This is a genomic window from Cupriavidus sp. CuC1 (assembly GCF_044627735.1).
GTDB classification, from domain to species: domain Bacteria; phylum Pseudomonadota; class Gammaproteobacteria; order Burkholderiales; family Burkholderiaceae; genus Cupriavidus; species Cupriavidus ulmosensis.
The window spans coordinates 1-18,605 of sequence record NZ_JBIUHC010000107.1 but is presented as its reverse complement, the minus strand read 5'-3'; the positions used below and the strand labels follow the sequence as shown (position 1 = coordinate 18,605).

13 protein-coding genes and 5 pseudogenes are annotated in these 18,605 nt (G+C 62.2%); 12 read left to right on the top strand and 6 right to left on the bottom strand.

All coding sequences use genetic code 11. The features are described 5' to 3' along the window. Positions 1-238 precede the first annotated feature (238 nt). The gene (locus tag ACGLHR_RS34810) at positions 239-631 is read left to right on the top strand and encodes a response regulator transcription factor (RefSeq protein ID WP_400099585.1); all 393 of its coding nucleotides are present in this window, start codon (positions 239-241) and stop codon (positions 629-631) included. Positions 632-703: 72 nt separating this feature from the next. Here ACGLHR_RS34810 and ACGLHR_RS34805 read toward each other — a convergent pair whose 3' ends face one another. Further along, complete coding sequence (locus ACGLHR_RS34805) at positions 704-1,411, bottom strand: response regulator transcription factor (protein WP_400099604.1); 708 nt, start codon at positions 1,409-1,411, stop codon at positions 704-706. 587 nt (positions 1,412-1,998) lie between these two features. On the opposite strand from ACGLHR_RS34805, the gene ACGLHR_RS34800 reads away from it, so the two are divergent. From ACGLHR_RS34800 to ACGLHR_RS34770, 7 genes are all read left to right on the top strand, one after another. After that, complete coding sequence (locus ACGLHR_RS34800) at positions 1,999-2,697, top strand: hydrolase (RefSeq protein WP_400099583.1); 699 nt, start codon at positions 1,999-2,001, stop codon at positions 2,695-2,697. A 341-nt stretch (positions 2,698-3,038) separates the two neighbouring features. Beyond that, a complete protein-coding gene (locus tag ACGLHR_RS34795; protein WP_400099581.1) occupies positions 3,039-3,278 on the top strand; it encodes a DUF2789 family protein in 240 nt (79 codons plus the stop codon). Positions 3,279-4,419: 1,141 nt separating this feature from the next. Next, the gene (locus tag ACGLHR_RS34790) at positions 4,420-5,697 is read left to right on the top strand and encodes an amino acid ABC transporter substrate-binding protein (protein ID WP_400099580.1); all 1,278 of its coding nucleotides are present in this window, start codon (positions 4,420-4,422) and stop codon (positions 5,695-5,697) included. 37 nt (positions 5,698-5,734) lie between these two features. Continuing rightward, positions 5,735-6,634, top strand: coding sequence for a branched-chain amino acid ABC transporter permease (locus ACGLHR_RS34785; protein WP_400099578.1), 900 nt, complete (start codon positions 5,735-5,737; stop codon positions 6,632-6,634). Then, positions 6,631-7,605, top strand: a complete 975-nt coding sequence (locus ACGLHR_RS34780; RefSeq protein ID WP_400099576.1) for a branched-chain amino acid ABC transporter permease — start codon at positions 6,631-6,633, stop codon at positions 7,603-7,605. Before ACGLHR_RS34785 ends, ACGLHR_RS34780 begins: the two co-directional genes overlap by 4 nt. Next, positions 7,602-8,342 carry an ABC transporter ATP-binding protein gene (locus ACGLHR_RS34775; RefSeq protein WP_400099574.1) on the top strand — a complete coding sequence of 247 codons (741 nt, stop codon included), beginning with the start codon at positions 7,602-7,604 and terminating at the stop codon, positions 8,340-8,342. Before ACGLHR_RS34780 ends, ACGLHR_RS34775 begins: the two co-directional genes overlap by 4 nt. 2 nt (positions 8,343-8,344) lie before the next feature. Beyond that, positions 8,345-9,160 carry an ABC transporter ATP-binding protein gene (locus ACGLHR_RS34770; protein WP_400099572.1) on the top strand — a complete coding sequence of 272 codons (816 nt, stop codon included), beginning with the start codon at positions 8,345-8,347 and terminating at the stop codon, positions 9,158-9,160. Between the two features lie 415 nt (positions 9,161-9,575). Here ACGLHR_RS34770 and ACGLHR_RS34765 read toward each other — a convergent pair. Further along, positions 9,576-9,924, bottom strand: a pseudogene (locus ACGLHR_RS34765) (hypothetical protein). Here ACGLHR_RS34765 and ACGLHR_RS34760 point away from each other — a divergent pair. Beyond that, positions 9,914-10,321: pseudogene (locus ACGLHR_RS34760) on the top strand (transposase); the annotation flags it as partial. The pseudogenes ACGLHR_RS34765 and ACGLHR_RS34760 overlap by 11 nt on opposite strands. 250 nt (positions 10,322-10,571) lie before the next feature. Beyond that, positions 10,572-10,772, top strand: a pseudogene (locus tag ACGLHR_RS34755) (IS4 family transposase); the annotation flags it as partial. A gap of 3 nt (positions 10,773-10,775) precedes the next feature. Here the strand turns inward: ACGLHR_RS34755 and ACGLHR_RS34750 are convergent. The 3 genes from ACGLHR_RS34750 to ACGLHR_RS34740 are packed head-to-tail and all read right to left on the bottom strand — an operon-like array spanning position 10,776 to position 16,679. Continuing rightward, positions 10,776-12,290 carry an efflux transporter outer membrane subunit gene (locus ACGLHR_RS34750; protein WP_400099570.1) on the bottom strand — a complete coding sequence of 505 codons (1,515 nt, stop codon included), beginning with the start codon at positions 12,288-12,290 and terminating at the stop codon, positions 10,776-10,778. Next, positions 12,283-15,474, bottom strand: a complete 3,192-nt coding sequence (locus ACGLHR_RS34745; RefSeq protein ID WP_400099568.1) for an efflux RND transporter permease subunit — start codon at positions 15,472-15,474, stop codon at positions 12,283-12,285. Before ACGLHR_RS34745 ends, ACGLHR_RS34750 begins: the two co-directional genes overlap by 8 nt. Positions 15,475-15,482: 8 nt before the next feature. Next, entirely contained in the window at positions 15,483-16,679 is a 1,197-nt protein-coding gene (locus ACGLHR_RS34740) for an efflux RND transporter periplasmic adaptor subunit (protein ID WP_400099566.1), read from the bottom strand. Positions 16,680-16,978: 299 nt separating this feature from the next. Here ACGLHR_RS34740 and ACGLHR_RS34735 point away from each other — a divergent pair. Continuing rightward, positions 16,979-17,086: pseudogene (locus ACGLHR_RS34735) on the top strand (IS5/IS1182 family transposase); the annotation flags it as partial. 52 nt (positions 17,087-17,138) lie between these two features. Here ACGLHR_RS34735 and ACGLHR_RS34730 read toward each other — a convergent pair. Beyond that, positions 17,139-17,462, bottom strand: coding sequence for a hypothetical protein (locus ACGLHR_RS34730; RefSeq protein ID WP_400099608.1), 324 nt, complete (start codon positions 17,460-17,462; stop codon positions 17,139-17,141). Between the two features lie 364 nt (positions 17,463-17,826). Here ACGLHR_RS34730 and ACGLHR_RS34725 point away from each other — a divergent pair. After that, positions 17,827-18,537, top strand: a pseudogene (locus ACGLHR_RS34725) (efflux RND transporter permease subunit); the annotation flags it as partial. Positions 18,538-18,605 lie beyond the last annotated feature (68 nt).

The following is an 18,605-nucleotide window of genomic DNA, read 5'->3' as shown; positions in this document are numbered from 1 at the left end:
GGTGCCATTTCGAAGCAGCCATGCATGTAATACCTTGGTATGAATCGGACAGAATAGCTGGCTGGCTCACTATCGCGGGGGGACTGATTTTCCTGGCCAGCGTGACTTCATCGCAACGTAGCGTGGAACGTGCACCCGAGGGATCGGCAATACCATCGTATGATAGGGTATGCACCGGTTTGGCGTTACTCTTCCAGCAGAGCATTGCCAGCGCTCAACGCGTATACAAGGAGTCAGTGTGATAGCTCGCGCCACGATCGCAATAGTTGACGACGATGCGGCCGTCCGAAATGCCGTGGGGGGGTTGCTGCGTTCGCTCGATCTTGGCGTGCAATTGTTCGGAAGCGGTCAAGAGCTACTGCGGTGCACTTCGCTGCCTTGGCTGTCCTGTGTTATCACAGACGCGAAAATGCCCGGCATGGACGGCTTCGCTTTGATAGAGGCGCTGCGCGCACGCAATCTCGATATGCCTGTCATTTTCATGACTGCATTTGCGCATGAGGGATTTGATCAGCGTGCCATGGCATTGGGTGCGACGTGCGTCCTTTACAAGCCCTTCCAGGACACGGACATGATCCAATGCATCGAAAAAGCATTACGTCCTCGCAAGATGGACTCTCCTCCATCGTGAGTGTGTCGTGCAGTGGATCGATGAGACGTCCTTACATGACCTTCGTCCTCTGCACGCTGCCCGATGCCGTCCCTACGCTAGGGTTGCGGTTCCAAGCTGTCGAGGCTGCAGCCGGATAGCAGGCTGCTCATCAGCTTCGGACTCAGAGGGAAGCAGCACGAGACCGAGAGTTTGCGCAAGTAGCACCAGATCGGCGAAACTCCGAGCCCTCATTTTTCGCATAGCCTGGCATCGATGAACTTTGACAGTCACCACGCTGATGCACATTGCGACGGCAATCTCCTTGTTTGTCAAACCTGATGCGGCATACGCCATGACCTCACTCTCCCGCGGTGTCAGGGAACGGAAGCAGTCGCGCACTGCAGCCAATCGGCGCATGCGCTCACGTCGCAAGCACTCCTTTTCTAGTGCCTCCGTGACGGCATCGAGCAGTTCCTGTTCACGGAACGGCTTGGAAAGAAAGTGTTCTGCTCCCGCCTTCATAGCAGCAACCGTCATCGGAATGTCCCCATAGCCGGTCATGAAGATGATGGGAATATGAATACCGAGCTCTGCCATGCGGGCTTGCACATCCAAGCCGCTTTGCCCCTTCAGGCGCACATCTAGAACTACGCAGCAAAGCGCATCTGGGAAGCCGAAGGCAAAAAGCTCGGCCGCGGAGCCGAGCAGCACGACTTGAATGCCGACTGAACGGAATAGGCTTCCCAGCGCGTTCCGCACCTGCAAGTCATCATCAACAACAAGGACCATCGCGTCGTCCTGCGCTGATTCGTCGCGCATCGGTAGTACAGCATTCACGGTAGGGCCTCCACGTAGCGTCGACATCAGAGGCGCGAATCACCCGCAGGCTCCATGTGGGGAGATACGGCGCGCCCGACAGCAATGTAGTGTTACACCAGCCCTTTGGCTTGAACGCGTGTGCGCTCTATTGTCATTTTGTGCTCGGCTTGGGCCAGATAATGGCTGGCAACCAGTCGGGCCCGGCTCCAAGCAGCGGCCCATGCCAATGAACAAGACCTGAAGGAGTGCTCCCTATTTGTCGCGCTATATCGGTCGCGCGGCAATTTTCAACAAACGGCTGGTTACCCAGCGACCTAAACAAGGTACGCACTTACCAGCCGATGGCGCTCGAGGCCGCGGAACTCATGTGGCGCTTCTTCCAAGGGCGATGGACCCACTAGGACAGAGTCCTCTCTCGCCTCAACGAACGACATTCAATTATTTTGAATAACTATTACAGAGATAGGCCGCTCTCTGGAATGTGGCGGTCGGTATAGTTCTGCACATGGACAGCGCAGCTGCGCAACGAAGCAAATCGCTGCCAGATAAAACTCAAATCGTTGAATCAAATTTTTTGGAGAGAAATCATGTCGAACGCTAAACTGCAAGTCCTGACCCCGCGCAACAGCCAACTGATCATCATCGACCATCAGCCTCAGATGGCCTTTGGCGTGCAGTCGATGGACCGCCAGACCATGAAGAACAACGTCGTGGGCCTGGCCAAGGCGGCCAAGATCTTCGACGTGCCAACAACCATCACCACGGTAGAGAGCGAGTCGTTCTCCGGCTATACCTACCCAGAGATCCTGGACGTGTTCCCCGGCAAGGAAACGCTGGAGCGCACTTCGATGAATTCCTGGGATGACCAAAAGGTGCGCGACGCGCTGGCCGCTAATGGCCGCAAGAAAATCGTCGTGGCAGGCCTGTGGACCGAAGTCTGCAATACCACCTTCGCGCTGTCCGCGATGCACGACAGCGACTACGAGATCTACATGGTGGCCGATGCCTCCGGCGGCACCAGCAAGGAAGCGCACGACTACGCCATGCAGCGCATGGTGCAGGCGGGCGTGGTGCCGGTGACCTGGCAGCAAGTGCTGCTCGAATGGCAGCGCGACTGGGCCCACCGCGACACCTACGACGCGGTGATGAAACTGGTCAAGGAACACTCGGGCGCCTACGGCATGGGCGTGGACTACGCCTACACGATGGTCCACAAGGCCGCACAACGTACTGCAACCACGCACGAGTCGATCGCGCCCGTGCATGCGCCGGTGATCGAGTACTAAACGCCCCCAGTCTGCGCCGAACGCTTCCTGTAGTTGTCGGCGCCATACAACCTTCAGCTGCAACGCCGCCACGGCTCACTGAAAAATGACACACGATAAGAAGATCGCCACGAAGTGGGAAATGGCGGCGTTTGCATTCCTTACCGGCTTTAATGCACACGCCCACACGTCTTCGTCACTGGGCGTTGTCTCTGGCACGCTCGGTGTTTGCGCGCTGATTGCGCGGGCTATGCATAGTTGGGGGGAACAGCCCGCAAACGCGAGCGCCGCTCTCTTGTAAAAAAGCGCAGTCCTACGGCGGCACTTTCATCCGCCAAAACCCTGCTTCCCAGACGTTTCCCATGGACACCCCATTTCACCAGCTTTCCGACCTGTTAGCCCAGCTCGGCTTGCCATCCAACAAAACGGACATCCCTGCGTTCGTTGCGAAGCATTCGCCGCTACCGCAAGACATCAATCTTTGGGAAACACCATTCTGGACGCCGGCCCAGGCAACCTTGCTGCACGACGAATTTGACGAGGGCGCAGACTGGGCACAAGCCGTGGACCCGTTAAATCTTGCGTTGCGCGCACCTGCTTGAATTAGCGCTGCTCGAGACGCCCCCCCCGCTTCCCGACGTAGGTCAAACCTGTGGCTGCAAGGAACCGGTGTACAGACGTCGAACGCTGCTCCGGTCGCCGCAGGACGCTTCCTCGATAGCAAGCAAGTGTGAGAACTGAGCACCTTGCAAGGCCCCCAGAGTTCTTGCTAGCCGACCGCGCTGTGGTCCTGGCCAGCCAGGTACCCTCCAATCGCGTCCTACCTCGCACGGTGAAGCGATTAGCGAACCATTTCGTAGAGTTTGTTCAGCGCGGCCTAATTGCGCATTCCGCTCCGCATCAGCGGACAAGATCATCGTCATCGATTGAGGCAAGATGAGGAGATGGGCACTGAATAGCAACTCGTTGCTCTTGCGTGGACGATGAGCCGGCCGGCTTCTCGTGCCTGCTTCCGCTGGACGCGCCCGAATTCGGCGCCTACCTCGACAACCTGTATGAGCTGCCGGCCTTCCAGGCCTGGCCACGGTCCGTTTCGTTGCTGCAATCAAGGCAGTAACTCCCCTGCCCTTGCCACAAGCCTTACGAAGGCATAGGTTCGCAATCGGATCGACGGCTCAGTTCGGCCAGAAAAAGACGTTGAACTGACGCGTCCAAATCGACGACAAACGCGCCTCCGAAGACTCGCGCGAGCTCGCCAGCTCTGACACCTCACCTTGCATACGCCGGGGGCCGCCTTAAATCCACTGGTCGTTCGCATACCTGCGCGCGACGACTGGAATCCATTGCTCCCGGTTGAGCTGCCTCGGACACCACCGCAGCCACCGGGTAAATCGGCCAAAAGCGCCTTCCCAGTGCGATCGTAAGCTCGATTGCCGGATCAATCGTTGTACTTACAATTATTTTCAGGCCGCTCAGGGGTGAGGCCTTCTGCGTGCAAACGCCAGCAGCAACTCATTCCGGACCTACAGCCCACTTCCTTGGGCATCATCTCCCCATGGAATGCCCGACTGCTGGACGAATAGAATGCCGGTACGCGCGATTGTCAGCGCGGCGAATGCGGCACGCCTGTGACGCGCGTACGTTTCATCACATGGCGATGCGATGCAGGCAGTCTGTGCAGTTGCCCATGCTGCACTGCGGCCATGATTCTCGCCTATGCTACACATAGCGAGGTAGTACGACATGAGCGCTGCATTGATATCGCATTTCCGGATGGATGCCCGCGCTCCCCGCACCCATGCGGCGCTGCTGGCCGCGGCCGCCATCGGCCTTGCACCGGCACCACCAGCGCAAGCAAAGGTCGAGGGCGACACTGTTGTCCTGGGCGCTGCGGTGTCGCTGACGGGCAAGTATGCGACCAACGGCAAGAACACCGAGAACGGCTACGCGCTGGCCGTCAAGCGCATCAACGCGATGGGTGGAGTCAAGGTCGGCGGCAAGGCTTACCAGTTGAAGGTCATCTACTACGATGACGAGTCGACATCAGCCCGGGGCGCCCAACTAGCCGAACGGCTGATCAGCCAGGATGGCATCACGTTTGTGCTCGGCCCATATAGCTCCGGCCTCACCAAGGCCATCGCGCCGATCACCGAGAAGCATCGCATCCCGATGGTCGAGGGCAACGGCGCCGACCGCGACCTGTTCACGCAGGGCTATCGCTATATGTTCGCGGTGCTCAATACCTCGGACTACTATCTTCGCTCGGCCATCACCTTGGCAGCCGAGCAGGCCAGGAACATCGGCAAGGCGCCGAAAGACATGACGGTGGCAATCGCTGTCGAGAACGACAACTTCTCGCAAGACGTGCGCGACGGCGTGGCCGAGGACGTCAAGCGGCTTGGCATGCGCGTGGTGATCGACGACAAACTGCCGCCGGAACTCAATGACATGGCGGCAACACTGGCCAAGGTGCGCGCGCTCAAGCCTGACATCCTCGTCGTGTCCGGACATGAAAAAGGCGCAGTGCTGGCGGTGCGCCAGGTCGCTGAAATGCAGATCGATGTGCCGATGCTCGCTCTGACGCATTGCGACTCGGCGCAGATCATCGAGAAATTCGGGGCCAAGGCCGAGTTCGCCGTGTGCGGGTCGCAGTGGGACCGCTCGCTCACGTACACCGACCGCTGGTTCGGATCGGCCGAGCAGTATGCGCGCATGTTCGAGCAGGAGTACCACTACGAGCCGCCCTACCAGGCGGCTGAGTCCAGTGCTTCCGTGCTTGCCTTTGCCGATGCCTTCGAACGCGCGGGGTCGTTCGATACGGAGAAGGTTCGCGAGGCACTGGCCCGCACAGACCTGATGACCTTCTATGGGCCGATCCGGTTCGACAAGAGCGGCAAGAACATTGTCAAGTCCATGGTCCTGTACCAGGTGCAGGACGGCAAGTACAAGGTGGTTGCGCCAAGCAGATGGGCGTCGTCCCGCATGATCTTCCCCTCTCCCGACTGGGCGCACCGCAAGTGAGCGGGCGGCGCACCCCGATGACGACGGTACGGCGTCGATGTCCGACTTGGCGATCCTCCTCCATTCCCCAGAAATCAACCTGCAGCTGGTCATCGACGGCCTGCTCGCGGGCGCCGTGTTTGCGCTGGCGGCCTACGGCATGGCGCTGGTATGGGGCGTCATGAACATCATCAACGTGGCGCAAGGCGAACTGGTCATGCTGGGGGGATACGCGGTCATCCTGCTGTCCGCGCAGGGCGTGCCGGCGCTGCTGGCGGTGCCCGTGGCCGCAGCGGTGATGTTCGTGGTGGGATGGGGTCTCTACCGGCTGGTCATATTCCGCATCATCGAGCACGACCTGTTCGTCTCCGTGCTGGTCACCTTCGGCCTCAGCATCCTAATGCAGCAGTTGGCCAATGAACTCTTCGGCGCCGATGTGCGCACGTTGGAATCCGGACTGCGCAATGTGGCCCTGATGGGCGGGCGGGTAACGGTGGCAGGCCTCAGGCTGATCGCCTTTGCCGCCGCGCTGCTGCTCGGCGGAGCGCTGGCGCTGTTCCTGCGGTATTCGCGCGCGGGCCAGGCGATTCGCGCCACCGCGCAGAATGCGCGTGCCGCACGTGTGTTGGGCGTTGACGCCGATCGCGTCTACGCCATCATCTTCGCGCTGAACGCGGCCATTTGCGGCGCCGCCGGCGGGCTGGTCGCGATGACATGGTTCATCCATCCCTACCTCGGGCTCCCATACACCGTGCGCGCATTCATGATCGTGGTGGTCGCGGGCCTCGGCAGGCTGCTGCCGGTGCTGCTTGCAGCCGGTGGGCTGGGTATCGCTGAGAACTATGCCGGGTTCCTGCTCGGCACGCAGTACCAGACCGCCTTCCTCTATGCATTGCTGGTGGTGATCCTGGTGTCCCGCAACCTTGCATTGCGCAGGCAGCGCAGGTACCTGAAATGAAGTCCGGCACCCTCCGGTTTGCGCTGATCGCTGCGGTCGCCGTGGGCGCGTTGCAAGTACCGTGGCTGGTGCCCGCCATTACCGCGCAGGTGACGTTCCTCTGGTTGATGGTCCTGTTTGCGCTGAGCTGGGACATCATGGGCGGCCAGATGGGATACAACTCATTCGGCAATATCGTTTTCTTTGGAGTGGGCGCCTATGTGTGCGCGGTGATCCAACGCGACACTGGCCTCACCTATTTTCCGGCGCTGGCGGCGGGCGTCGCCCTCGCCGCGCTGGCTGCCGTGGCGCTGGCGCTGGCGCTCGGCCCCGCCATACTGGCATTGCGCGGGCACTACTTTGCCATCGGCACGCTCGGACTCGGCATCGCCTTTGCCGACGGCGCGGCCGGATGGTCGTTTATCGGTGCGGGGTCGGGCATGGTGGTGCCTGTGTTTCCAGGCTCCCCCGGCACGCGCCAGATGGTCTTCTATTACGCGATGCTCGCGCTCGCGCTGGCTACGCTGCTGCTATTGCGCTGGCTTTATGCGCGCCCGTTCGGGCTGGCGCTCAACGCCATCCGCGATGACGAAGACAAGGCCGAGGCGCTCGGGCTGCGCACCACGCGCTACAAGATCCTCGCCTGGTGCGTCAGCGCCTTCTTCCTCGGCATGGCCGGTGCGCTGGCCGGCAACCTCGTAGGCTTTATCGATCCCCGCGAGCTCGCGTTTGCCAGTTCCACCTTTGGCGTGTGGATGGTAGTCATGGCGATCCTCGGCGGCCGTGGCACACTCTACGGGCCAGTCATCGGGGCCGTGCTGTTCCACGTGACGCAGGAGCTGTTCTGGACGTACCTGCTCGGGTGGCAGCGCGTCGCGCTGGGAATGCTGATCGTGCTGATCGTAGTGTTCTTCCCGGACGGCATCCTGGGTGCGCTGCCCGCGCACAGGCGCGAGCCTGGCCATGGGGCCGCGGGGAGTCTGCTGTCATGAGCACGCTGCTGGCTGTGCGCAATGTCACCAAGCGCTTTGGCGGCGTGGTGGCCAACCGTGCCATCTCGTTGCAGATACCGCGCGGCGAGATCGTCGGGCTGATCGGCCCGAACGGCTCCGGCAAGACGACCCTGTTCAATTCCATCGCGGGGAACCATTCCATTGACGACGGCTCGGTGCTTTTCGACGGCAAGGAGATTTCGCACCTGCGCGTAGCCGAGATCGCGCGACTCGGGATCGCGCGCACGTTCCAGCAGACCCGCGTGTTTGCCAATATGAACTGCCTGCAGAATCTGCTGGTCAGTGTGCCGCGCGGGCACGAAGGGCTAGCCGCGCTCTGTCGCCGGCCACCGGCAAGTGTGATGGCGCGCGCGCGCGACTGCCTGCGCTTTGCGGGCCTGCAGGCGCGCGAGCCGGACCGCGCCGGCAATCTGTCCTTCGGCCAGCAGAAGCTCCTGGAACTCGCCATGGCGTTGATGAACGAGCCGAGCCTGTTGTTGCTGGACGAGCCCACCGCGGGCATCAACCCCGTCATGATCCACGGCATGGTCGACTTGCTTCGGCGCATCCAGGCGCAGCGCGGCATTGCGCTGCTGGTGATCGAGCACAACATGCAGGTCATCCAGGGCCTGGCCAGCTACGTCTATTGCCTGGCCAATGGCGCGCTGCTTGCCGAGGGTCCGCCGGAGCGGATTCTCGCCGATCGCAGCGTGATCGAGGCCTATCTTGGGGTGTAGCCATGATCAGTCCGTCTGTCACCCCTGCCGAAGCTGATATCGCGGCCGCCGTGCCCCGGGCACCGCCGACCCTGGCACAGCTTGAAGCACTTGCCGGCAGCGCCCCGATGGTCGAGGTCGACCATCTGGTCGCCGGCTACGGGTATATGGAGATCCTGCATGGCTTCAGCCTGCGCGCCGGGCGCGGACGTTCGCTGTGCCTCATCGGACCTAACGGCGCAGGCAAGTCGACCGTGCTGCACGCCATCTACGGCCTAGCCCGCGTCATGGCCGGCACCATCCGCATCAACGGCCACGACATTACCAGCCTGCCACCGCAGCAGAAACTGGAAGCGGCGCGCATGGCCTATGTGCTGCAGGACAGCTCGATCTTTCCGGACATGACGGTGCTGGAAAACCTGTTGATGGGCGGATACCGAATGCCGCTCCGCCACCAGGCCGCTGCCGCGGCGGACCGCATCTGCACCCGGTATCCGGCGCTGGGACACCGCCGCAGCCAACGCGCGAACGTGCTGTCCGGCGGTGAACGCCGGCTGCTGGAGATTGCCCGCGCCCTGATGATGGAACCTGAGGTTCTGCTGGTGGATGAGCCCTCGATCGGGCTCTCGCCGCGCAATATCGACATGGTGTTCGAGATCCTCTCCGAACTGCGCGATGCGGCCGGCAAGACCATCATCCTGGTCGAGCAGAATGCCCGCAAGGGACTGGAGTTCGCCGACGTAGGCTATGTGCTGGTGGCCGGGCAACTCGTCATGGCTGGCAGCGGTGAGGCTCTTCGCCAGGATCCGGATGTTGGCCGACGCTTTCTCGGCATCTGAAGCCGGGGCCGGCGCGCGAAGCAGATCGTACGATTCGGCTTCTGTCATCGCACCGGACCTCATGCCGCGCAGGGCCACCGCCCTGCCCTGCCGGCGGCTTATGGGTTGCGCCGGCAGCCACAGCTTGCCATCTCTACACCTGCGGCTGCACTGTCTGCTGCGCCGCCACATATCCGACCGGGTGGAAGCGCTAGCACCGCGACCTTTCCCGCTGGCCGTGCTCTTATTACGGTCGGGGAACATGCTTACGGAAAGCATCCCGTTTCATGATGCGGAATTTCCAACGAGATTGGGAATTTTCCAACGGCGTACCGCTCACGTGCGCCGTTTTGCTATGGGCGGCAGGAATGCCTCGAGGCAAGCGGATATGGATTCCGAACGCCGTCGCGCGGACTCAGATCCCAGCTCAATCTAGCTAGCGATGAGCGGCGCGCAATGCGCGAATGAGTTTCTGCACTAGCTGTTCATGTTGCTCCAGCGCCTCATCAAGCGTGCGGGCTCCATAGCTCTCATTTTCTTCCGCCACCTTCCCAACAACACGAGTCACGAACAGCGGTGTGTCCCCAAGGTGCTCGCTCGGACACCCCGCGGAAGCGGGTACTGACCACGACGCCGCAGTCTTTCATCAGCGTGCGGCGGAAAATCAGTTCGTTTTCAGCCATCCAGGGCGACCACTCGCCCTGGTCCAACACCTGGACAGGCCGGTTCTTCGCATCCAGGATATAGAAACGACTCCATCTGGGTGATACCGGCGTAGTGGGCACCGCGGCGAACGAGTCGGATGTATCGCCGGCGCATGCCCTGCTGCATGGCCACGAAGACCATGCATTTGGTGATGCGGGCTACACGGGCGTGGAGAAGCGCGACGAGATGCAAGGCAAGTCCGTGAAGTGGCAGGTGGCTGTCAAGCGCGGCAAGATTAAGGCAATGCGCGACGGCGCAATCAAGGACTTGCTGGTCGCCGTCGAGCGGAACAAGGCCAAGATTCGGGCGCGGGTCGAGCATCCGTTCCACGTCGTCAAGAATCTATTTGGTCACCGCAAGGTTCGCTACAAAGGCCTGTTCAAGAACACAGCGCAGTTGTTCAGCTTGTTTGGTCTGGCGAATCTGGTGCTGGCAAAAAAGCCGTTGTTGGCGTTGCAGGGGAGCAGTCCGTCCTGAGTGCGCAAAGCGCGCCGGGAAGGGCGCGAAATGAGAGAAAAACCGGCTTGAATCGATCTATTTCTCCCGCTTTGCGAAAACCGAAGTCACTGGCTTGTGCAACATCAAGCGCAACCCTCATTGATCAGCACTTCCCTCCGCTCAGCCACTCTGATTCCAGCTTTTGCGCGCCCGGAACGAGCGAGCAAGTAGCGTCATCTAATGACACAAACGGAAAGCAACGGAGGCGCGTCCTCGATGGCCCAGTTTCGCACCAGCAAAGACACCAGTTACGCTCAATCAGATGATTCGCCTGGTGGCCTCTCTGGGCGGATTCCTTGGGCGCAAGAGTGATGGCGAACCCGGCGCCAAAACGATCTGGATCGGCATGCAGCGAACAATGGATCAGAAGCCAGCAGATTCGCTGGTAGCGCGAGTGCTAGCCCAACCCGGATGCAGTCTGCAGGAATGAAATTCAGCGCGCGAAGCTCGGCTTGCCCTCCGAGCCTGGCGCCGTCTCTGACGGCTGGTGCGGTAATGCAGTGCTTGAATCTGACACGCCATCCTTTCCCACCTCGAAGGCTTCCCACCCGCCGCCGAACGACGTGAACACCGCCACCAGCGCCAGCGCCGTGTCCTGCTGCGTCTGCGCCAGCTGGTCCTGCGCGGTCAGCAGGGACCGCTCGGAATCCAGCACGTCCAGGAAGCTGGCCGCGCCGTCCCGATAGCGCTGGCGCGCCAGCACCGCGGCGCGATCCGCCGCCTGCGCGTTGGATTCCAGCGAGCGCCGCCGCGCCAGTTGCCTGCCGTAGCCGTATAGCGAATTCTCGGCATCTTCGAGCGCGCCGAGCACGATTCGCTCGAAGCTCGCCAGGGCGCCCTGCTGCCGGGCGTCCGACGCCTGGATGCGTGCGCGCACGGTATGCAGGTCGAACAAGGCCCAGCGAATACCCGGCACGATCGTGAAGGTGTCATAGCGCGACTGCCCGATGCCCGAGAAAACCGGAGATACATAGCCCGCCAGCGCCGACACCGATATCTGCGGATAGAGATCGGCGGTTGCCACGCCGATATCGGCGGTAAATGCCGCCAGCGTCCGTTCCGCGACACGTACGTCGGGACGGCGCCGCAGCAGATCCCGGGGTGGCGGGATATTCAATGTGGGCGGCGTCTCGGGGATCGGCGCCGTTGCCAGCAGCGTCTCGTCGCGCTCCTCGGGAAAGCGGTCGGTCAGCACGGCCAGGCGGTTGCGGGACTGCTCGATTAGAATCTCAAGCAGCGGCACCGAAGCCATGGTGAAGTCGAACTGGGACTGCGCGCGCGCCACGTCCAGCGCATTCCCGCGCCCGGCCTCCAGGCGGTTCTGGGTGAGCTGCAGCGTCTCCCTCTGGGTCTGCGCGTTCTGCACCGCTAGCAGGAAGCGCCGCTGCGAGCCGCGCAGCGTCACGTAGCTCCTGGCTACCTCCGCGATGAGGGAAACCTGGACATCGTGCAGGCTGGCCTCGCTCGCTTGCACGCGCGCCGCTGCCCCTTCCACCGAGCGGCGGGTACGTCCGACCACGTCGATTTCCCAGTTGGCGGTGGCGGCAACCGAATAGAAATTGCCGATCCGCGGCTGCCCCGGCGACAGCGTGGCCGTCGACTGCTCCTGTCGTTCGAACGAAGCCTCCACCCGGCCATGCGGGAAATAATCGTAGAAGAAGATCCGGTAATTGGCCCGTGCCTCGTCGATACGCGCTTGCGCAATCCTGATCGAAGGGCTCCTGCGCACGGCTTGCTCGATCAGGCGGGTCAGCGTGGGGTCGCCGAGGCTATCCCACCAGCGGACCTCGGGCAGTCCGGCCACCGATGCATCTGGCGCGCTGATCAACAGCTCGGGCAATGGCGTGTCCGGCTGCTTGTAATCCGGGCCGACGGCGCAGCCGGGCAGGGCCGACACCAGCGCGCTGGCCAGCGCCAATGCGCAACCCGTGCGTCGCGCGCTAGCCATGACCACCCTCCTCCGCTGGCGCAGCAGGAACGGTTGGCGCCGAAGGCTTGCTGCGGCGAGCCGATAGCCGTCGTATCGCCACATACACCACCGGTGTCAGCACCAGGCTGAATATGGTCACCCCGATCATCCCCCCGAACACCCCGATGCCGAGCGCCTTGCGCATCTCTGCTCCGGCGCCTTTGGACGTTACCAGTGGCAGCACGCCAAAGATAAACGCAAAGGAAGTCATCAGGATCGGCCTTAGCCGCAGCTTGGCCGCCTCCACGGCAGCCTCGAACGTGGCCGTGCCGTCCACCTCGAGCTGGCGGGCGAATTCCACGATGAGGATTGCATTCTTGGCGCCCAGCGCGAGCAGCACCAGGAAACCGATCTGCGTGAAGATATTGTTGTCTCCGCCCGCAAGCCACACCGCGCCGATCGACGCCAGCAGCGACAGCGGCGCGACCAGCACGATGGCAATCGGAATCGCCCAGCTTTCATACAAGGCCGCGAGCGCAAGGTAGACGATCAGCACGCTTAGCGGAAAGATGAACAGCGCGCTGTTGCCGGCCAGTTTTTCCTGCAGGGCCAGCTCGGTCCATTCGATGGAAAACCCGGCGGGCAGGTTTTCCTTGGCCAGCCGCTCGATCGCGGCAATGCCCTGGCCGCTGGAGGTCGTCGGCAGCGTCACCGCGTTGATATCGGCAGAGGTGTACATGTTGTAGTGGTTCACCACCTCGGGTCCGCTGTCCACGCGCGCCGTCACCAGCGTGCTCAGCGGTAGCATGTCGCCGCGCATATTGCGGGTACGGAGCTGGCCCACCTGCTCGGGCTCCATGCGGTATTCGGCGTCGGCCTGGAGGTAGACCCGGTAGTTGCGGCCGAACCGCGTGAAATCATTGACGTAAAGCGAGCCCAGGTAGGCCTGCAGCGAGTCGAAGACATTGGCGAGCGGCACGTCCTGGGACTTTGCCTTGGTGCGGTCCACGTCCAGGCGAATGGTGGGCACGCTGTTGCGGAAGGTGGTGAAGGCCCCCGCGAACCCCGGCTCGGTGGCGACCTTGCCGATCAGCCCGTCGGTGGCCTTCTGCAGCGCCTGCAGGCCCTCCGCGCCGCGGTCTTGCACCTGCAGCTTGAGGCCGCCGACATTGCCGATGCCGCTCACCGGCGGCGGCGGGAAGGCCGCGATAAAGGCGCCGGTAATTGTGGACAGCGTGCGCATTGCGTCGGCGCGGATGGCATCGGCGGACTGGGCCTTGCCCGCGCGGTTCTCGAACTCGCCCAGGATCGGGAACAGCACCCCGGCGCTGCTCGAATCGCTGAACCCGTTGAAGATGTCCACGCCGGCAAACATGGGCACCTTGATCACGCCCGGAATCTTCAGCAGCGCGTCGGATGCCTGGCGCATCAGTACCGATGTACGGTCCAGCGACGCGCCGTCCGGCAGCTTGACCGCGACGACGAAGTAGCCCTTATCCTGCGTCGGCACGAAGCCGTTGGGCACGGATTTAAAGCCAAGCGCGGTCAGCGCCACCAGCCCCAGATACAACACGGCGATCAACAGCGGCATGCGGATCAGCTTGCCGGAAAGGCTGCCGTAACCGTTGCCCGCCTTGTCGAAGATTTTATTGAAGCGGGTGAAGAACCAGCCGAACGCGCCGTCGATGCCGCGCTGGACGAAGTCTTTCTTGGCGCCGTGCGGGCGCAGCAGCATGGCTCCCAGGGCCGGTGCCAGGGTCAGCGAATTAAAGGCGGAAATCAGCTCGGCGACCGCCAGCGTGATGGCGAACTGCCGGTAGAACTCGCCGCTGATGCCGGTGATGAAAGCCGACGGCACGAACACGGCGGTGAGCACCACGGCAATGCCGATGACCGCCACGCCGACTTCGTCAACCGTCCGGTAAGCGGCTTGCTTGGCATCCATGCCCTCCGCCAGGTGCCGCTCCATGTTCTCCACCACCACGATGGAATCGTCCACCACGATGCCGATCGCCAGCACCAGGCCGAACAGCGTGAGGCTGTTAAGACCGAAGCCGAACGCGGCCATCGCGGCGAACGTGCCGACCAACGATACCGGCACGGCCAGCAGCGGGATCAGAGAGGCCCGCCAGGTTTGCAGGAACACCACCACCACCAGGACCACCAGCACGATGGCTTCCAGCAGGGTGTGGATCACGGCCTCGATGGATTGCTCGATAAAAGGAATCGTATCGTAGACGTCGTAGGCAATATCGTTTGGGAAGGCGGCCTTGAGCGATTCCATCTTGGCGATCATCGCCTTGTGCGTCTCGAGCGCATTGGCGCCCGGGGTGAAGTAGGTTGGAATGGCGATGGCGTTCTTGCCGGAGAACAGCGAGAACCGGCCGTAGTCCCTGGCCCCCAGCTCCACGCGCGCGACATCGCGCAGCCGCACCACCTGCCCGTCGGCGCCGGTCTTGAGCACGATGTCGGCGAACTCCGTGGCATCGGTGAGGCGGCCCTCCACCGTCAGCACCAGCTCGAAGCTGTTGTCGGCCCTGGCCTTCGGCGCCTGGCCGAGCCGGCCCGCCGCTACCTGCACGTTTTGCTCGCGGATGGCGGTGGCCACGTCGGAGGGCGTCAGGTCCCGCGCGGAGACCTTGGCCGGATCGAGCCACACGCGGATGGAGTACTCCCGCGCGCCAAACAACTGCACATCGCCCACGCCCCGTATCCGCGCCAGTTCGTCGCGGATCTGCAGCAGCGCATAGTTGCTGAGGTAGGCAACGTCGTACGTACCCTTCGGCGAATAGAGGAAGAACACGGTGGCAAGGTCCGGCGAGCGCTTGCGCACGTCGATGCCCTGGCGCACCACTTCCGGCGGCAGCCGCGGCTGCGCCAGCGCGACGCGGTTCTGCACCAGCACCTGCGCACGGTCCACGTCGGTACCGGAGCGGAAAGTCACCGTGATGGTCAGGCCGCCGCTGTTGGTGGCCGTCGAGGACATGTACAGCATGTCTTCCACGCCGTTGACCTGCTCCTCGATCGGCTGCGCCACGGTCTCCGCGACAACCGAGGCATTGGCACCGGGATAGGACGTGGTAATGCTGACCGTCGGCGGCGCAATGTCGGGATACTGCGTGATTGGCAGGCGCAGCATCGCCACGATCCCGACCACCACCGTCATGATCGCGATGACCCAGGCAAACACGGGCCGATCGATGAAGAAATGGCCGAAGCGCATGGCCTCCCCTATTTGGCCTGGTCACCGGGGCCCGGCTGGGCAACGACCAGCTTGAGCGGTTGCATGGCGCCCTTGGTCGGGGTCACCTTGACGCCTGGCCTGGCACGCTGCAGGCCATCCACGATGACCAGGTCGTCCTTGCCCAGGCCCGAGCGGACAATGCGCAGGCCCTGGTTCATCGGCCCGATCTCTACCGGTTTCACGACCACGGTATTGCTGGCATCGACTGTGAAGACGATACGGCGCCCCAGGTCGGTCATCACCGCGCGGTCCTCGATCAGCAGCGCGGCGTACTCGCCGCTGCCCGGCAGCCTGATGCGGGCGAACATGCCCGGCGTGAGAATGCGGCCCGCCTTGTTCTCGAATACGCCGCGCGCCTTGATGGTGCCCGTGCCCGGGTCGATACGGTTATCGACAAAATCCATGACGCCTTCACGCGTGAACTCAGTCTCGTCGCCGAGCGCAAGCAGCACCTTCTTCTTGTCCTCCCGACCGCTCGTACGCGTGCCTGCCACCGCGAGCTTTTCATAGCGCAGGAAGGCGTTCTCGTCGGCATCGAATAGAACGTAGATGGGGTCCTGGCTGACGATCGTGGTCAGCAGGGTGCCATTGGCTAGGCCGCCGGTGATCAGGTTGCCCTGCGTGACCAGCGCCCGGCCCACGCGGCCCGTGATAGGCGCGCGCACCTGGGTGTACTCGTAGTTGAGCTGGGCCGAGCGCAGGCTCGCCCGGGCGGCGGCGAGGTTGGCCTCGCTCTGGTCCCTTTGCTTGCTGATGGTGTCGAATTCTTCCTGCGAGATGGCGTTGGTGGCCACGAGCCGCTCGCCGCGCTCCTGGTTGTTGCGCGCCAGCGCAAGGGCCGAAGTCGCGCGGCGTACTTCCGCGGCCAGGCGTTCCATCTCCACGCCGAACGGCTCGCGATCCGGCGTGACCAGCACATCGCCCTGCTTGACGATCTCGCCTTCGTGGAAATTGACTTTCTGCAGGTAGCCGGACACGCGGGCCCGTAGCTGGACCGTTTCTACCGCGTCCACACGGCCGTTGAACTCATCGAAGTCAACCACCGTCCGCCCGATCGGCTGCGCGACAGAGACCTTGGGTGCAGGCGGCGCCGGAGGTGGACCCGCTTGCCGGGAGCACGAGGAAAGCGCACATCCCAACAGAAGCAGCGGGATCCACGTACACACTACCGGCCGGCATCGCATGTCACACTCCCGCAGCACAAAGGACAAGTCCTTCCCATTTGGCCGAAACGCCTTCCGGGATATCGTGATCCCCAAAGCGAGGGGAGAAACTATCTCTTCCTAAAACGATTGATCAGGGAGAGCCAAGGAGTGAGTAATCGGCCACGCGCCGTGCCGAAAGCGTTTCGACCCGTTCAAAACGGGATGTCTGTACCAACAATAGATTCTTCCCAACACTTCGTCAATACCAGCAGAAGTGGCGCTGTCCAAGCTTTTTCCAAGAAGCCGCTTCCTTAAGAGCCTTGTTTGAAGACTCAAGGATTCGCTGGCATCGCCTTGTCAGGGACTACAAGCTGCGTCCTTATGTGTCCGAGGCCATGGTCTATATCGCAATGGGAGGACTGCTGCTACGCAGAGTCGCCCATCCTCGTCGAGTACGCACCGATGCCGCGCAAGCCTGGGAGCGACATCAAGAGGTGCTCAAATCGCATGCCCAGTTGCATAGGCATGCGCCTGGGTATGAGGCGTCTCGGGTCGAATTGGCTTGGATGCGACGACTGGAATCCATCGCGTCCCGTCGAGCTGACGCGGCGCCTTGATGTAGCCCGCATCGATCTGCAGCGCAGCCAGTGGACCGCTCAGACGCGGTCGCCAAGAAGGCGTGGTACCCACTGCAGCCACCATCGCCGCGCACTGCGCTTCCTGCTCCAGGCGTTGCCCCACGCTCCTCACATTCTCTTTGACGCTCGAACTCGGAAGTTGCCGCCCGCGCGGAAACGCATCGCGCAGAAAGATCTGCGCCAAGCGACATGACAGGACGCTGGCGTTCCGACACTGGAGCCAGCTCCACTAGGGATGTACGCGTTGCGGCAACGCCTGCGCCAGCGGCGAAAGCGTGCCCTTGTCGCTCGAGCAGAAACCGCATGCGCTGCAGTATGAGTAAAACCGCGGACTTCGCAGCCTGGCCTTGCCGAAAGCCGTACAGCTGCGTTCCCTCCCCTTCAATGCATGCCTGGATCGAGATGCGCATGAAGGTTCTCCGATGATGTCAAGAGCCAATACTCTCTCTTCCTGACAGATTTGCCCCCCCGCTTTTGGCCACTCCCCACTCATGTCTCGTTGTCCTGTGCCAGTGCTCGGCTGGGAAGTCGTAGAACGCCAGCAGACTATCTCGATCCTTGCTGAGCACACCCACAGCCTTTGCGTGCTTTCCGCGCTGATCTTTCTAATCGGTGCGATCGCCATCTTCCGGTTTCTTGTGTCGGAATATCCAGAGGTGATGCCGCCGGCGGTGGTTGTCAAGGCGCAGTTCCCAGGGGCCAATCCGAAGGTCATCGCCGAGACGGTGGCGACGCCGCTGGAAGAGCAGATCAACGGTGTCGAGGACATGCTCTACATGTCCTCGCAGTCGAATAGCGACGGCCAATTGACATTGACTGTCACATTCAAACTGGGCAAGGACCCAGACAAAGCACAACAGCTTGTCCAGAATCGAGTAGCACAGGCCGAGCCACGCCTGCCCGAAGATGTCCGCCGACTCGGTGTTACGACCGTCAAGAGCGCCTCGGACCTGACTGTGGTCATCCATCTGGTGTCGCCAAACAACCGATACGACACGACATATCTACGCAATTACGCGCCAATCAATGTCAAGGACAGGCTTGCACGGATACGCGACGTTGGCCAAGTGCTGCTGCTGGGCTCAGGCGACTATTCCATGCGCGTCTGGCTCGATCCGGCCAAGACCGCTGAGCGGGGACTCACGGCAAGCGACGTCGTCAAGGCCATTCGAGAACAGAACGTACAGGTAGCCGCCGGCGTGATCGGCGCATCGCCATCGACCGCTGGCAACGATCTCCAGCTGTCTGTAAACGTTCGGGTTGATGCATCTGTTCGGCTTCTCGATTAACGCGCTTTCCTTATTCGGTCTCGTGCTCGCGATCGGTA

Coding starts and splice junctions, on each gene's coding strand:
- ACGLHR_RS34805 (WP_400099604.1), bottom strand. CDS start 1,411: ATGCGCGACGAATCAGCGCAGGACGACGCGATGGTCCTTGTTGTTGAT.
- ACGLHR_RS34800 (WP_400099583.1), top strand. CDS start 1,999: ATGTCGAACGCTAAACTGCAAGTCCTGACCCCGCGCAACAGCCAACTG.
- ACGLHR_RS34795 (WP_400099581.1), top strand. CDS start 3,039: ATGGACACCCCATTTCACCAGCTTTCCGACCTGTTAGCCCAGCTCGGC.
- ACGLHR_RS34790 (WP_400099580.1), top strand. CDS start 4,420: ATGAGCGCTGCATTGATATCGCATTTCCGGATGGATGCCCGCGCTCCC.
- ACGLHR_RS34785 (WP_400099578.1), top strand. CDS start 5,735: ATGTCCGACTTGGCGATCCTCCTCCATTCCCCAGAAATCAACCTGCAG.
- ACGLHR_RS34780 (WP_400099576.1), top strand. CDS start 6,631: ATGAAGTCCGGCACCCTCCGGTTTGCGCTGATCGCTGCGGTCGCCGTG.
- ACGLHR_RS34775 (WP_400099574.1), top strand. CDS start 7,602: ATGAGCACGCTGCTGGCTGTGCGCAATGTCACCAAGCGCTTTGGCGGC.
- ACGLHR_RS34770 (WP_400099572.1), top strand. CDS start 8,345: ATGATCAGTCCGTCTGTCACCCCTGCCGAAGCTGATATCGCGGCCGCC.
- ACGLHR_RS34750 (WP_400099570.1), bottom strand. CDS start 12,290: ATGGCTAGCGCGCGACGCACGGGTTGCGCATTGGCGCTGGCCAGCGCG.
- ACGLHR_RS34745 (WP_400099568.1), bottom strand. CDS start 15,474: ATGCGCTTCGGCCATTTCTTCATCGATCGGCCCGTGTTTGCCTGGGTC.
- ACGLHR_RS34740 (WP_400099566.1), bottom strand. CDS start 16,679: ATGCGATGCCGGCCGGTAGTGTGTACGTGGATCCCGCTGCTTCTGTTG.